General features: G+C 64.1%; 15 protein-coding genes. 10 read left to right on the top strand and 5 right to left on the bottom strand.

Annotated features, from left to right (window positions below; translation table 11 throughout):
• Positions 1 to 8: 8 nt before the first annotated feature.
• The 8 genes from mutL to groL all read left to right on the top strand — a co-directional run bounded on the left by mutL (position 9) and on the right by groL (position 8,413).
• On the top strand, positions 9 to 1,748 hold the full coding sequence (gene mutL, locus VGH98_15685; GenBank protein ID HEY2377419.1) for a DNA mismatch repair endonuclease MutL: 1,740 nt from the start codon (positions 9 to 11) through the stop codon (positions 1,746 to 1,748).
• A complete protein-coding gene (miaA, locus tag VGH98_15690) occupies positions 1,735 to 2,667 on the top strand; it encodes a tRNA (adenosine(37)-N6)-dimethylallyltransferase MiaA (GenBank protein ID HEY2377420.1) in 933 nt (310 codons plus the stop codon). The genes mutL and miaA overlap by 14 nt, the downstream gene beginning before the upstream one ends.
• Entirely contained in the window at positions 2,664 to 3,800 is a 1,137-nt protein-coding gene (gene bshA, locus VGH98_15695; GenBank protein ID HEY2377421.1) for an N-acetyl-alpha-D-glucosaminyl L-malate synthase BshA, read from the top strand. The genes miaA and bshA overlap by 4 nt, the downstream gene beginning before the upstream one ends.
• Positions 3,801 to 3,817: 17 nt before the next feature.
• The gene (uppP, locus tag VGH98_15700; GenBank protein ID HEY2377422.1) at positions 3,818 to 4,621 is read left to right on the top strand and encodes an undecaprenyl-diphosphatase UppP; all 804 of its coding nucleotides are present in this window, start codon (positions 3,818 to 3,820) and stop codon (positions 4,619 to 4,621) included.
• On the top strand, positions 4,551 to 5,417 hold the full coding sequence (locus tag VGH98_15705; protein HEY2377423.1) for a biotin--[acetyl-CoA-carboxylase] ligase: 867 nt from the start codon (positions 4,551 to 4,553) through the stop codon (positions 5,415 to 5,417). Before uppP ends, VGH98_15705 begins: the two co-directional genes overlap by 71 nt.
• Positions 5,414 to 6,241: a type III pantothenate kinase gene (locus VGH98_15710; protein ID HEY2377424.1), complete on the top strand. Its 828-nt coding sequence runs from the start codon at positions 5,414 to 5,416 to the stop codon at positions 6,239 to 6,241. Before VGH98_15705 ends, VGH98_15710 begins: the two co-directional genes overlap by 4 nt.
• Before the next feature lie 151 nt (positions 6,242 to 6,392).
• Positions 6,393 to 6,677, top strand: coding sequence for a co-chaperone GroES (locus VGH98_15715; protein HEY2377425.1), 285 nt, complete (start codon positions 6,393 to 6,395; stop codon positions 6,675 to 6,677).
• 101 nt (positions 6,678 to 6,778) lie between these two features.
• Positions 6,779 to 8,413 (top strand): chaperonin GroEL, encoded by a 1,635-nt coding sequence (groL, locus tag VGH98_15720; protein ID HEY2377426.1) that lies wholly within the window; start codon positions 6,779 to 6,781, stop codon positions 8,411 to 8,413.
• 111 nt (positions 8,414 to 8,524) lie between these two features.
• Here groL and VGH98_15725 read toward each other — a convergent pair whose 3' ends face one another.
• Genes VGH98_15725 through VGH98_15745 form a run of 5 tightly spaced genes read right to left on the bottom strand, consistent with a single transcriptional unit; the run spans position 8,525 to position 12,461 of the window.
• Positions 8,525 to 9,334 (bottom strand): MBL fold metallo-hydrolase, encoded by an 810-nt coding sequence (locus tag VGH98_15725; GenBank protein ID HEY2377427.1) that lies wholly within the window; start codon positions 9,332 to 9,334, stop codon positions 8,525 to 8,527.
• A complete protein-coding gene (locus VGH98_15730) occupies positions 9,331 to 10,635 on the bottom strand; it encodes a putative sugar nucleotidyl transferase (protein ID HEY2377428.1) in 1,305 nt (434 codons plus the stop codon). The genes VGH98_15725 and VGH98_15730 overlap by 4 nt, the downstream gene beginning before the upstream one ends.
• Positions 10,632 to 11,651 (bottom strand): sugar phosphate nucleotidyltransferase, encoded by a 1,020-nt coding sequence (locus VGH98_15735; GenBank protein HEY2377429.1) that lies wholly within the window; start codon positions 11,649 to 11,651, stop codon positions 10,632 to 10,634. The genes VGH98_15730 and VGH98_15735 overlap by 4 nt, the downstream gene beginning before the upstream one ends.
• 26 nt (positions 11,652 to 11,677) lie before the next feature.
• Positions 11,678 to 12,061, bottom strand: coding sequence for a response regulator (locus tag VGH98_15740; GenBank protein ID HEY2377430.1), 384 nt, complete (start codon positions 12,059 to 12,061; stop codon positions 11,678 to 11,680).
• A 46-nt stretch (positions 12,062 to 12,107) separates the two neighbouring features.
• Positions 12,108 to 12,461, bottom strand: a complete 354-nt coding sequence (locus tag VGH98_15745) for a roadblock/LC7 domain-containing protein (protein ID HEY2377431.1) — start codon at positions 12,459 to 12,461, stop codon at positions 12,108 to 12,110.
• 149 nt (positions 12,462 to 12,610) lie between these two features.
• Between VGH98_15745 and VGH98_15750 the strand changes: the two genes are divergently transcribed.
• The gene (locus VGH98_15750) at positions 12,611 to 13,210 is read left to right on the top strand and encodes a hypothetical protein (protein HEY2377432.1); all 600 of its coding nucleotides are present in this window, start codon (positions 12,611 to 12,613) and stop codon (positions 13,208 to 13,210) included.
• 12 nt (positions 13,211 to 13,222) lie between these two features.
• Positions 13,223 to 14,497, top strand: coding sequence for a serine--tRNA ligase (gene serS, locus VGH98_15755; GenBank protein ID HEY2377433.1), 1,275 nt, complete (start codon positions 13,223 to 13,225; stop codon positions 14,495 to 14,497).
• Positions 14,498 to 14,501: the final 4 nt, after the last annotated feature.

A 14,501-nucleotide genomic window follows, 5' to 3' on the forward strand; every position in this document is an offset into this window, starting at 1 on the left:
TAAGCGAGATGATATCTCGCATCGCGATACTCCCCAGCGCCGTCGCCGATCAAATCGCCGCCGGCGAGGTTGTCGAGCGCCCCGCGTCCGTCGCGAAAGAGCTGGTCGAGAACGCGCTCGATGCCGGTGCCACGTCGATCGACATCTCCATCGAGGATGGCGGCCGCCAGCTCGTTCGTGTCAGCGACGACGGCTCGGGCATGTCGCGAGACGACGCCGTGCTCGCGCTCGCGCGCCACGCGACCTCGAAGATTCGTTCCGCCGGCGATCTCGTTGGCGTGCGGAGTTTTGGATTCCGGGGAGAAGCGCTGCCGGCGATCTGCTCGGTGTCTCAGCTCGAGATCGAGACCGCGCTTGGCGATGGCGCCGGCACGATCGTCCGCGCCGCGGGCGGCTCCGTCGCCGACGTGGCCGACACGGCACGACGACGCGGCACGACCGTTGGCGTCGGACGGCTCTTCTACAATGCACCAGCGCGCCGAAAATTCCTGCGCGGGGCGCGTTCGGAATGGCGGGGCATCCTCGACAGCGTAACGAGCCTCGCGCTCGTTAGGCGAGACGTCCGCTTCTCTCTCAGCCACGATGGGAAGTCGGTACTCACCCTCCCGGGGGCAGTCTCGCTTCGGGAGCGCATCGCTGCCCTGCATGGCACCGCCGCCGCCGCGCGGCTCGTCGACGTCGACGACGTCGCCGGGACGATTCACGTGTCCGGGCTCGTAGAGCGGCCGTCCGAAGTCGGTACGGCGGGCCGCCGCGTCCATCTCGCAATCAATGGGAGGTCAGTCCGCGACCACGGAATCGTGCGCGCTGCCGAGGCGGCGTATCGCTCCACCATCCCTGCCGGCGTGCGGCCGACGCTCTATCTCGAGCTCACCATCTCGGGAGCCGACGTCGACGTGAACGTGCATCCCGCGAAAGCCGAAGTACGCTTCCGCGACCGCTGGCACGTCGAACGCGTCGTCGAGATGGCTGTCCGCCGCGCCCTCGGCACGATGGAGACTGGTGCAACGATCGGTCGCGTCTTCTGGCAGTCGCCCGCGTCCTTTGTCCCTCCGACCGTCGACGTCGAAGTGCTGCGGCAACGTCCGGACCTCGACGATGGCATCTTCGCGGTGCAGGAGCTCGGTGAGCAGCCGCCAGCGGAGACGCTTACTCCCGATGGCGCAGCGGCCGAGATCGACGTGCCGCCGCTGCTTCAACTGCGACGGACATACATGATGTTTGAGCGCGACGATGGCGTTGTCCTCATCGATCAGCACTCGGCGCACGAGCGCGTGCTCTTCGAGCGATTCATGCGCACGCTCGAATGCGGTGAAGCGCCTGCGCAACGGTTGCTCTTCCCACTCACGCTCCATCTCGCGCCCGCCGAGGCTGATGCCTTCGACGCCCATCGGGATTCATTCGAGCGACTCGGCTTCGAGGTCGAGGGCTTTGGCGGTCACACGCTTCTCGTGCGATCGGTTCCCATGCCGCATCCTCGATTCGACGCCGAGCGTTGCTTGCGCGAGACGATTGCGGCGCTCACGGGCGATCGTGACGCCTCCGCGGCGCCGAAACACCAGCGCCTTGCTGCGACTGTCGCGTGCAAGGCGGCGATCAAGGCCGGCGATCTGATGTCGCCTGCGGAGATGCGCGCGCTGTTCGTCGCGCTCGCCACGACGCAGCTTCCCGCGCACGACGTCCACGGCCGGTCGACAATCGTGCATTTATCGTGGGACGAGCTCGAGCGCCGCTTTGGCCGCCGATGAGCATCTTCTCATCCCGGTAGTCTGTGGGCCGACCGGCGCGGGCAAGAGTGCGCTCGCACTGTGGCTGGCGCAGCAACAGCCGACGACGATCATCGTCGCCGATTCGCGGCAGATCTATCACGGCTTCGATATCGGTACCGCCAAGCCGAATGCGAGTGAGCGCGCGGCCGTTGCTCACCGCGGCATCGACATCGTCGACCCCACGGAGCGGTTTTCGGCTGCCGCCTGGGCAGCGAACGCCGACGTGTGGATCGATGAAGCCCAACGTGAAGGACGGCTGCCGCTCGTCGTCGGTGGAACGGGGTTCTATCTTCGCGCGCTCTTCGAGCCGCTGTTCGACGAGCCCATGCTCGATCCGCAGCGCCGCCGCCGACTCGAGCAAGTGCTCGCTCCCATCTCGCTCCCCGAATTGCGGCGCTGGACCGGCGTTCTCGACCCCGATCGCGCTCATCTGGGACGATCGCAGCTGCTCCGCGCGATCGAGGTTGCGTTGTTGAGCGGTCAACGTATGAGCGCGCTTCATCGTGAGCGCGGCCGCCCTGCGAGATGCGCCGCTCGCTATCTTGTGGTCGACCCAGGGCCGATGCTTGCCGACCAAATCGCGGCGCGACTCGACGGGATGCTTGCCGGAGGTTGGGTGGACGAGGTGAGACGACTGATGACCGAAATTCCCGAGAGTGCACCGGCATGGAACGCCTCCGGCTATCGGGCGATCCGTGAGCACGTGCGCGGCACTGTGGATCTCGCCGCCGCTCGTGCGACAATACTCATCGAGACTCGGCAATACGCGAAGCGCCAGCGCACCTGGCTGCGCCACCAGCTCGATGCGGACGATGTGACACTACTCGACCCGCGCGATGCGTCGTGGAAACCGATCGCCGAGCGCTGGTTGAACGAAACCGTGCGACGGCCGGCGTGAGAATCGGCATCACCTGCTACCCGACGTACGGCGGCTCGGGCGCCGTCGCGACGGAATTGGGGATGGCGCTCGCGCGACGCGGCCACGAGATCCACTTCATCACTTATCAGCAGCCGTTTCGCCTGCCGTCGTTTCTTCCGCGCATCTATTTCCACGAAGTCGATGTCGGCCGCTACCCGCTCTTCGAGTATCCGCCGTACGACCTCGCGCTCGCGGTGCGGATGCACGAGGTGGTATTGGCGCATAAGCTCGACCTGCTCCACGTCCACTACGCGATCCCCCACGCCACGAGTGCGTGGATCGCCCGCGAGATGCTCGCCTCGACGCGGCCGGACATTCGCGTCCTCACGACACTTCACGGGACGGACATCACGATCGTTGGCCAGGACCCGTCCTTCCATGCGATTACGAAGTTCTCAATCGAACAATCGGACGGACTGACAGCGGTCTCGCGCTTCCTGCAGCGCGAAACGATGCGCGCCTTCGGCTGCACCGGGTGCCAGATCGAGGTGATTCCGAACTTCATCGATCCGGACGTCTATGATCGCAGGAAGTACAAGGCGGCGCTGCGCGACCAGTTCGACTCCGCGGACCGGGTGCTCATGCACATCTCGAACTTCAGGCCCGTGAAACACGTTCGCGATGTGGTGCGCATCTTCGCTCGCGTACACAGGGAGATTCCGAGCGTGCTCGTCATGGTTGGCGACGGCCCCGATCGCGTCGACGCTGAAGCCGAGGCGAGAGAGCTGCGCGTCGATGATCGCGTGTTTTTCCTCGGCAAGATCGAAGCGGTCGCCCCACTGCTATCGGCTGCGGACCTCTTCCTGCTGCCTACGCAGAGCGAGTCGTTCGGCCTCAGCGCCCTCGAGGCGCTCGCCTCCGGCGTACCGGTTATCGGAACGAACGCCGGCGGCCTTCCCGAAGTCGTCCGCGACGGCGAGACCGGCGCGTTGTGCGCCGTTGGCGACGTGGACGGGATGGCCGCCGCGGCCATCGATATCCTTCGCGATCGCGATCGCTGGCAGGCCATGAGCACCCGGGCGGCGCACGATGCCCGCGATCGATTCGCGATCGATGACGTCGTCGAGCAGTACGAGTCATTTTACGATCTCGCACTCACCACCCGCTCGTAGCCCTCGCCCTCACTTACGTGACCGTCTTTCAGGCACTGATCCTTGGCATCATCCAGGGTCTCTCGGAATTCCTGCCCATCAGCAGCTCCGCTCATCTGGCGCTCGCACCGTGGATCCTCCATTGGCGCGACCCCGGCCTCGCCTTCGACGTGGCGCTGCACTTCGGGACCCTTGTCGCGGTGCTCTGGTATTTCTGGGCCGAATGGATCCAGTTGTTGATTGCCGCAAAGGACATCATCGTGAAGCGGCGTGTCGAGACGGAAACAGAGCGGCGCGTGCTGTTTCTGATCGTCGCCACGATTCCCGGCGCGATCGCCGGTTTGGCTTTCGAGAAGCAGGCAGAGAGTACGTTTCGAGATCCACGCCTCGTGGCCGTGGCGCTCATCATCCTGGGCTTCCTGCTCTGGTTCATCGACCGTTACGCGGCCCGCGATCGAACCATTGGGACGATGCGGTGGACCGACGCACTGCTCACGGGCATCGCACAAATGTTCGCCATCATTCCCGGCGTCTCGCGATCGGGGTCCACAATCACCGCCGGCCGCGCGCTCCGCTTCACGCGCGAAGATGCGGCAGTTTTCAGTTTTCTCATGAGCATGCCGATCATCGCCGCCGCTGCCGTGCTCAAGATGCCCCAGGCCATCCGCGAGCAAGGTCTGTCTGCGCCAATGATCGTCGGCGTACTCGCTTCGGCGGTTAGCGGCTGGCTCGCGATCAGCGTTCTGCTCCGTTTGGTCGTAAGGCACAGCTATGCCGTATTCGCCGCGTATCGGATTGTACTCGGCGCCGCCGTTCTCATTGCCGTCGCTCGAGGCGTGTGACGGCGCGTCGCCCGTGCGGACCACCACGATGACGTCGACGGCGCGTTATGAGGGCCGCTCGGCGGTGGAACTGGCTGCCATACTCAGCCTCGCGCGCGTCGTCGTGTTCGATAGGGTGACGTCGACGCTCGATGTCGTGCACGAGTTGGGCGATCAGGGCGCGCCGGCTGGCACCCTTGTCCTGGCCGAAGAGCAAACGGCTGGCCGGGGCCGAATGCGGCGATCCTGGCGATCGGATTCTGGCGCCGGCATCTGGCTCACCCTGCTCGAACGTCCGTCGAGCGATGACGCGTTAGGCGTGCTGGCGTTGCGCATCGCGCTGGCACTCGCGCCATCGCTCGAGGCCTTCACCACGGGCCGGGCGCAGCTCAAGTGGCCTAATGACGTCTACCTTGACGGAAAGAAGCTCGCTGGCGTCCTCGTCGAAGCACGCTGGCGCGGAGCACGAGTCGACTGGTTGGCGATCGGCGTCGGTATCAACGTGCGCGCTCCCGAGGACCTCGACGTTGCCGCGTTGCGTCCCGGCTGCGATCGGCTCGCCGTGCTAGCCGCCATCGTGCCCGCGTTGCGTGCCGCGGCCGCCAAAGCGGGACACCTCGACAAAAACGAGATACGGCAGTTCGAGGCGCGTGACCTGGCCGTCGGCCGCCGATGTCTCGCACCGCTCGAAGGAGTCGTCGCCGGCGTCGGCGCCGACGGCGCACTCCTCGTCGACGCGGACGTGGGTCGCTCGGCAATCTATGCCGGTTCGCTCGTTCTCGACTCGGACGCCCACTCGTCAGGAGGCTCGGCATGATCCTCGTTTTTGACGTTGGAAATACCGAGACGACCATTGGCTTGTTCGAGGCCGATTTGCTCCGGGGGCACTGGCGAATCATTTCCGGCGTCGAGCGCACGGCGGATGAATTCGGCGTCCTGCTGCGCGGCCTTCTCGCTCTCGACGGGTTCGGCGCAGACGGCATCGAAGGCGCCGCTATTGGGTCCGTCGTGCCCAGAGTGACGGATCCCTTGGCTGCGTCATGTAAGGCGCTCACCACCGGTCCGGTGATCGTCGTCGACGCCCGCGCAGCTCTTCCGATTCGGGTCGATGTCGACGAGCCGCTCACGGTGGGCGCCGATCGACTGATCAATACCCTGGCGGCAAGCCGGCTCTTCCAGCGCGACGCGATCGTCGTCGACATGGGAACGGCGACGACATTCGATTGCATAACGGCAGAAGGCGTGTTCATCGGCGGCGTGATCGCACCGGGCGTGCAGACGGCGCTCGACACGCTGGTTCGGCGGACGTCCAAGCTTCCGGCGACGGAGCTCGTAGTGCCCCCGAATGTCATCGGCCGCCGGACGGAAGACTGCATTCGCGCTGGCGTCATGTTCGGGCAGGCGGAGGCGATCGATGGGATCGTCCGTCGCATCAAGAAGAGTTGGCCTCGAAAGCAGGAACCGATCGTGATCGCGACCGGCGGTCTCGCCGAGGTCTTCCGAACGCTGTGCAGCGAGTTTGATCGCGTGGAGCCCCACCTGACCCTCGCGGGCCTGCAGATGGCCTTCGCTCACCTGACGGCCGCGCCCGTTCGAAGTGTCTCGAAAAGACCCGCAAAGCTCGCTAAGAGAAGGCTTTAGGCTTAGTTCGTGTGGCATCCATTGGTCTTGACGGGCACTCCAAAAGAGATTAGACTGCTCGCGCGTTAGCACTCTGCTGAGGTGAGTGCTAAGTCACATAGCCACGCAACACGGAGGGGAAGACCGTATGGCCACGAAGAGTGCCACGAGTGTGAAGGTCGCACCGCTGGCTGATCGCGTCGTCGTCAAGGCGCTGGAAGAGGCGGAGCAGATGCGCGGTGGGTTGTACATACCCGATACCGCGAAAGAAAAGCCGCAGCAAGGCGAGATCATCGCCGTTGGACCTGGGCGCTTCGAGAAGGACAAGCGCGTGCCGATGGACGTGAAGGTTGGTGATAAGGTCCTCTACGGCAAGTACAGCGGCACCGAAGTCACGATCGATGGTGAGCAACTGCTCATCCTGCGCGAGTCGGACGTCCTCGCCGTCATCAGCTGACACCGGTGGTTGGTTACGGGATATCGGTTAGTAAACCCTAACCCCTAGCCCAGACTCCAGCCCCTTTTCGACAAACTTTCGCTAGAAGGAGTCATTGCTCCATGGCTGCTAAGGAACTCCATTTCAACGTCGATGCGCGCGCGGCACTCAAGCGCGGCGTCGACCAGCTCGCCGAGGCGGTGAAGGTCACCCTCGGCCCCAAGGGTCGGAACGTCGTCATCGATAAGAAGTTCGGCGCCCCGACCGTCACCCAGGACGGCGTCACCGTCGCGAAGGAGATCGAGCTCAGCGATCCGCTCGAGAACATGGGCGCGCAGATGGTGAAGGAAGTCGCGACCAAGACGAGCGACAACGCCGGCGACGGCACCACCACTGCGACTGTTCTCGCTCAGGCGATTTTCCGCGAGGGCCTGAAGAACGTCACCGCGGGGGCGAACCCGATGGCGCTCAAGCGCGGCATCGATCGCGCCGTCGCCACGGTCGTCGAGGAGCTGAAGAAGATCAGCGTCCCGACGGGCGGTAAGAAGGAAATCGCACAAGTTGGCTCGATCTCGGCGAATAACGATCCGGAGATCGGCGATCTGATTGCCGAGGCGATGGAGAAAGTCGGCAAGGACGGCGTCATCACGGTCGAGGAAGCGAAGGGTCTGGACACGACGCTCGAGACGGTCGACGGCATGCAGTTCGACCGCGGCTACGTCTCTCCGTACTTCGTCACGGATCCGGAGAAGATGGAAGCAGTCCTCGAGGACGCCTTCATTCTCATCCACGATAAGAAAATTTCGTCGATGAAGGATCTCCTCCCCGTGCTCGAGAAGGTTGCGCAGCAGGGGCGTCCGTTGCTCATCATCGCCGAGGACATCGAGGGCGAGGCGCTCGCGACGCTCGTCGTCAACAAGCTCCGTGGCACGCTCCGCGTCGCCGCGGTGAAGGCTCCGGGCTTCGGCGATCGTCGTAAGGCGATGCTGCAGGACATTGCGGTCTTGACCAACGGTCAGGTCATCAGCGAGGAAGTCGGCTTCAAGCTCGAGAACGCGGTCACGAGCGATCTCGGTCGCGCGAAGCGCCTGGTCGTCGATAAGGACAACACCACCATCATCGATGGTGCTGGCGAAGACGCGAAGATCCAGGGTCGCGTCGCTGAGATCAAGAACGCGATCGACAAGAGCACGTCGGATTACGACAAGGAGAAGCTCCAGGAGCGTCTCGCGAAGCTCGCCGGTGGCGTAGCCGTCATCAATGTCGGCGCTGCCACAGAAGCTGAAATGAAAGAGAAAAAGGCTCGTGTCGAGGATGCGCTCCACGCGACGAAGGCGGCGGCCGACGAGGGCATCGTTCCCGGCGGTGGTGTGGCTCTGCTTCGCTCACAGCGCGCGCTCAAGAGCCTCAAGCTCGATGAGGCTGACGAGCAGATCGGCGTCGAGATCGTTCGCCGTGCCCTCGAGGAGCCGATCCGCATGATCGTGCAGAACGCTGGTGCGGAAGGCTCGCTCGTGGTCGAGAAGGTTCGTAGCTCGAAGGACGATGCGTTCGGTTACAACGCGCTCACCGACACCTACGAGAATCTGGTGCAGGCGGGCGTCATCGATCCAACGAAGGTCACGCGTACGGCCCTGCAAAACGCGGCGTCGATCGCGGGACTTCTGCTCACGACGGAAGCAATCGTCGTCGAGAAGAAGGAAGACAAGCCGGCGCCGGCAGCCCCGGGCGGTGGCGGCATGGGCGGGATGTACTAGCGTTGGTTGCTGGTCGCTCGTAATTGGTTGGTGGTGGTTTCGGATTGGCCGGCGAGCTCTGCTCGCTGGCCAATCGTTTTTTCGAGCGAACCATCACCAATCACCAACCACCTAGAACAGCGAATACTGCCGCGGATCGTCGAATTTCCTTCCACGCGGCAGGAACGGACCGGCAACGCTGTCCTGCGCCGCGGTCGACAGCTTTCCCTTGAATGACGTTCCGCGAAGCGCAGATCGCACCGCGTGGTGCGCCATTTCTGGCGTGTTGTTCTGTTCACTCAAATGCGCGAGCACGACATGAGCCGTTCGTGCGGTGACGCTCTCGCGCGCGAGTGCGCCCGCGTCACGGTTGCTGAGGTGTCCCGACCGACCCGCAATTCGCTGGCAAAGCCACGGTGGATACGGCCCAGCCCACAGCATTCCCTCGTCATGGTTGGACTCGAGGACGAGGATATCGACTTCACGGCACAACGTTCGAACATGCTCATTGGCATGACCGACGTCGTAACAAATCGCCGCGCGTGCACCAGTCGATAAGGTCGTCGCGAGAAAACCAACCGTCTCGAGAGCGTCATGCGGGACAGGCAGGGCCAGTATCTCCAGACCGTCGATGCGCATCGGCGTGCTCACCGGCAACGGCGTCAGCGATACATCGGCGAGCGCGGGCGATTGCGCCGTGCCTGCGGTCGCGAAGACCGCCCAGCCCCAGCGTCGCACACAGCGTGCAACGCCGCCTACGTGATCGCTGTGATCGTGTGTGAGCAAACATGCATCGATCGATGCCGGATCGACGCCGGTCGCCTCGAGTCGTTTGCCCAGGGCGCGAACGCCGAACCCCGCATCGATCAAGATGCGAGTTCCGTCGCCCTCGACGAGAACCGCATTCCCGTTGCTGCCAGTACCGAGAATCCAGACCTTCACTCGCTGTCTCCAACCATCCAACGAGCATCGTGAGCGGCGGAGAGCTGCTGTCGCCCGCGGTCGGTGAGCTTCACCTGCCGTCGCGCCATCACGCGCTCGGCCACCTCGAGGAATTTATCCAGTCGATAGACGGAATACGGTGGCGCACTCCCCCACGCAAATGGAGGCACCGCTTTCGGTGGTGTCTGTGCACCGTACACGTTCGCGGCCGCGCCGAGAACGGTGCCTGTCGTCAAGCACGTGCCGATGCCGGTCTTCGCATGATCCCCGAACAATGTCCCGAGGAACTGCATCCCGGTGTCGCGCATTCCGCCTGGCGTCCACAACGTCACCGGCCCATATGTGTTCTTGAGATTGCTCGTGATCGTGCCTGCGCCAAGGTTCACCCACCGGCCCATATAAGAGTGACCGACAAAGCCATCGTGCCCCTTGTTCGCATAGCCGATCATGATCGTGTTGCTCATCTCGCCGCGCACCTTGCAGTGATCGCCGATCGACGAGCTCGCGATGCGGTCACCAAGCACGGTCGAGTGCCGGCCGATATAGCACGGACCGACGAGCCGCGTGAAAGCATGGACAGTAGTGCCCGCGCCGACATAGATCGGACCAGCCGACGCATCGAACACTACCTGCGGCTCGATCGACGCGCCCTTCATGAACACCTCTCCGGCTATTGAACGGTCCGCGGCGACGAACACCGGATGCTTGCCGATCACGATCGCGTGTGCCGGTGGCGGAACGAAGGCCGATCCGGCGACGACGCCGCCAAACGACGGCTTCTGGTAGAACGCGAGATCGTCAGCCAGATGCTCCGGGAGGAGTCGAACGAAATCCCACACGTTGTCGATCCACCAGCCGTCGAGCGTCGTCGTCTCGGCGCCGGACCGTCCCACCTCGTCGAGCGTGAGACGTCCTTCGGAGAAGTATTCGACTGGTAGTTCACGCGAGGTTCGCGCCGCCGCGACGCGGCCACCAGACAGCCACAGATCGACCGTGCCGCCATCGTTAGGCGTCTGGCCCACCTCGGGCAGGTGAAGCGCACTCAGCTTCGGGACGAAGCGCGCATTGGCGACAACCGAACCGGCGGGGATTCCAGCGCGCACCGCCGCCGCCGAGGCGCCTTCGTCGAAATCCGCGAGATGACTCGCGGTGACGACGCCGACGACGGGCAACTGGAGCGCCGTGTGCCATCGCTCGCGCTGGACGGCCGTCCCGGCCACCATGTCAGCGAGCGGACGCGTGAGCGCGAAAGGCTCGAATTCGCGCGCGCGGCGATCGTCGTAGAGATAGAGGCCGCTCATGCGAGCTCGCGGACCGGTGCCGGCAGCGCGTCGATGAGCGTTTTCAGATCACTCGAGCGATCCACCGTCGTCACGAGCACGAGGCCGTCGCGGACGACGACGACGAGGTCGGACACGCCGTAGAGTACGACCTGACCGTCCTCGGCGTGCACCACGTTACCGCGCGACGCGACGGCGATGACGTCTCCGCTCGTCGCATTGTCGTCGTGGTCGTGCGTGCGCACACGCCGAAGCGCGCCCCACGTTCCGACGTCGTCCCACCCGAAATCGCCTGGCATCACCATCACTCGCGCACTGCGCTCGAGCACGCCCACGTCGACCGAGATCGGCGTGACCGCTCGGAAGAAGGCAGCCGCATCGTTGCCGTGCGCCGCGAGCGCGGCCGCGATCTCGGGCGTGTGCCGTCGCACTTCGTTCAGGAAGTCGCCAACGCGCCACACGAAGATTCCCGAGTTCCAGAGGTATCCTTCGCGGCACATCTGCTCCGCGCGCTCGCGATCGGGCTTCTCGATGAATCGCTCGACCCGACGTACGCCTGGCTCGATCTCGCCGTTAGGCTGGATATAACCGAACCCCGGATCGGGGCGAGACGGGACGACGCCGACGGTGACCAAACTCTCATGACGTGCGGCCGCGGCTGCCGCGCGGCGCAGCGTGTCCCGAAAGCCCTCGGCATCGCCAACCGCCCAATCGGCGTGCACCGAGAGCATGATCGCATTCTCGCCACCGCCGGCGCGATCGCGAATTTGCAGCGCTGCCCAGGTCAGCGCCGCTGCCGTTCCACTTGGCCGGGGCTCGGCGATGAGATTTTCTCGCGGCACGTCGGGTAGCATCTCGCCGATTGCGGGAACGAGCGACGCATTGGTGAGAATGAGCGTTTTCGACGCAGGCGCGATGGGACGCAAACGAGCGACGGCCTCTACGAGGAGCGGCTCGCCGCTGACGAGCGGGAGGAGTTGCTTCGGCCGGCTCGGCGTGCTCAGTGGCCAGAAGCGCGAACCAACGCCTCCAGCCAAGACAACCACCCAAGTGGTCGAAGCGCTCACGAGCCGTCGGCGCCGGGCTCCTCGCCGCCGATACCGACGAGCTCCGCCGCTCGCGCGTAGAGCTTCTTCGGGCTGAACGGCTTCGTGAGAAACTCGCTCGCGCCGAGCTCGATCGCGCGATGGTGCTGCTGCTCCTGACCCGCGGCGGTGAGAATGATCGATGGCAGGTCATGCAGGCGCTTGTCGGCCTTCATTGCGGCGAGGACATCCAAGCCGCTCAGATGGGGCATCATCAAATCGAGCAGCACGAGATCGACGTCGGGATCCCGACGAAGCAGGTCGAGCGCTTCACGTCCGTCGTATGCGAGCGTCACACGAAACGGTCCCTGCTCGAGCTTCATCTTGATGATGCGCCCGATGTGTGGCTCGTCGTCGGCCACCAGGACGTGGAACGTCGATTCGGACGGCCTGCTGTCCGGGACCATCTCAAACGAGGGCAGCGATGTGATCTCGATTGCGCCGGAGCTCGAAGAGCAGCTGGCCGATGTTTGCTTGAGGCGTGAGAAGCACGAGAAGGATTGCCTCCGACGACATCGCGGAAACAATCGCCATGCCTCCGCGGTACTCCAAGACGGCGGTGAGCAGTTCCGCACGACGAAGCGTGGCGCCCAATTCGTCTGCCGGTCCGATAATCGGTGGAATGAGCGCCGCGACGCGTTCCGGATCAATCCCGGGCACCGCCTGCCCGTCGATGAGGAGGCCGTCGCGGCCAAGTACCACAGCCGCTTCGACCCCTTCACGTTGTCGAATTGCAGCCACGAGATCCCGGATGCTGGCCACCGTATTCCCTCACGAAAGTGGTGGCGAAGCTAGAGATCGAAAATGTCGAAGTCAAGCGCTGATAATCGCTTGAACTCTTACTCACCTCCGAATATCCTACGCCATTGCTGCTCCATTCCGGCACCACTTCACCGACTCCATTCGGCATCATGACATCGAGATTGCGGACGCCGCGAATCCTCACCCTTCTCGCGACGGCGTGCGCGATCTCGCTCGGCGGAATCACGGCGTGCAGTAGCCTGACGCGTCCGAAGGCGCAGACCGATAACGTCACCGACACCGTCACGATGTACGCGATCAACAACACTCCCGCCGACGCGCCGTCCGGGCTGTGGCTGTTCGGCGAGCAAGCCGTCGTGATCAACTCGTCGTTCAGCTTCGACGTCGCGTTTGACCTGGACGCGCAGGGTAAGATCACCATGTACACCGTGCGTTATGTGGCCGGCGATCTCTCCGGGGCCCACAGCGTCGGCATGCAGAAGGTCAGCAACAGTTACGACTCGTTCGACAAAGCACCGTCGACTGGTTACGTGTCCGACTCGCTGTTCACCGCGAACGTCGGCGACGTCTTTGCGATTCAGAGCTCGGATCCGAGTGCGTGCAGTTTCTCGGTGTATAGCAACGTGATTTACGGCAAGGTTCAGATCCTCTCGGTGGATCCGGTTGCACGAACGCTGCGGACGCGCTTCACTGTCGACCCGAACTGCGGCTTCTTCTCTCTGATTCCTTCGGGCACCCCGAAGGACTGACCCGGAGCGCACGTGCACGATACGCGGGCCCTGCGCGAGCAGGTCGACCTGCTGCGCGACGCAATGCGACGGCGCGGCGCAGATGATGGCATGCTCGAGCTCATCGATCGTGGCGAGGGCCTCGATCGCGACCGGCGCACGCTGATCCAGGCGGTCGAGGAGCGGAAGGCGGCTCGCAACAGCAATTCCCAGGAGGTCGCGCGCCGGAAGAAGGCGAAGGAATCTGCAGACGATCTCATTACACTTGGTCGTGACCTCGGTGAAGAGATTGCTCGACTGGAAGGCGAGCTCGATGGCGTCGAGGCGAATCTACGCGCTGTGCTCCTCGAGTTGCCTAACGTCACGCTGCCCGAGGTTCCCGCTGGCGGCGAGGAGTGCAACCGCGTCGTCGGCGAATGGGGAACTCCACGAGACTCCGCCGGCGTACGTCCGCACTGGGAGATCGGTGCGGCCCTCGGCCTCATCGACCTCGAGCGAGCCGCGAAGATCAGCGGCTCGGGCTTCGTGTGCTATCGCGCGTTAGGTGCTCGTCTTGTCCGCTCCTTGATCAACTTCTTCATCGATCTGCACGGACGCGAGCATGGCTACGAGGAAGTCTGGCCGCCGGTGCTCGTCAACCGCGCGACGATGACCGGCACGGGACAGCTCCCGAAGTTCGAGGACGATGCGTATGCCGTGAAAGGCGACGACCTCTTCCTCATTCCCACCGCAGAGGTTCCCGTCACGAATCTGTATCGCGACGAGATCCTCGACGCCGATGTCTTGCCGAAAGGCTTTGTCGCCTACACGCCGTGTTTTCGACGTGAGGCGGGATCGGCGGGGAAGGACACCCGCGGGATTCTCCGCACGCACGAATTCGACAAGGTCGAGCTCGTTCGCTACGCACTGCCGGAGGACTCCGCGAATCAACTCGAGATCCTGACTCGTCACGCGGAAACGGCGCTCGAGCGGTTAGGCATTCCGCATCGCCGTAAACTGCTCGCGGCAGGCGACACTGGTTTCGCGTCCGCGATGACCTACGACCTCGAGGCGTGGGCGCCCGGTGTCGGTGCCTGGCTCGAAGTGTCGTCGTGCAGCAACTTCGCCGACTTCCAGGCGCGGCGAGCCAATATTCGTTTCCGCGCCGCCAAAGGCGACAAGCCGCGCTTCGTGCACACGCTGAATGGGTCCGGGCTTGCGCTGCCACGAACGATCGCCTGCATCCTCGAGCATCATCAGAACGCCGACGGCACCGTTGCTGTCCCGGAGGCATTGAGGCCGTATCTAGGGACTGATCGGATCGGTTGATCGT

It is taken from the genome of Gemmatimonadaceae bacterium, assembly GCA_036496605.1.
In the GTDB taxonomy this organism is placed as follows: Bacteria; Gemmatimonadota; Gemmatimonadetes; order Gemmatimonadales; family Gemmatimonadaceae; genus AG2.

Bases quoted from the DNA above. Each gene is read 5' to 3' on its own strand.
- VGH98_15705 (HEY2377423.1), top strand. From the start codon at position 4,551: ATGCCGTATTCGCCGCGTATCGGATTGTACTCGGCGCCGCCGTTCTCA.
- groL (HEY2377426.1), top strand. From the start codon at position 6,779: ATGGCTGCTAAGGAACTCCATTTCAACGTCGATGCGCGCGCGGCACTC.
- VGH98_15710 (HEY2377424.1), top strand. From the start codon at position 5,414: ATGATCCTCGTTTTTGACGTTGGAAATACCGAGACGACCATTGGCTTG.
- VGH98_15730 (HEY2377428.1), bottom strand. From the start codon at position 10,635: ATGAGCGGCCTCTATCTCTACGACGATCGCCGCGCGCGCGAATTCGAG.
- mutL (HEY2377419.1), top strand. From the start codon at position 9: ATGATATCTCGCATCGCGATACTCCCCAGCGCCGTCGCCGATCAAATC.
- VGH98_15750 (HEY2377432.1), top strand. From the start codon at position 12,611: ATGACATCGAGATTGCGGACGCCGCGAATCCTCACCCTTCTCGCGACG.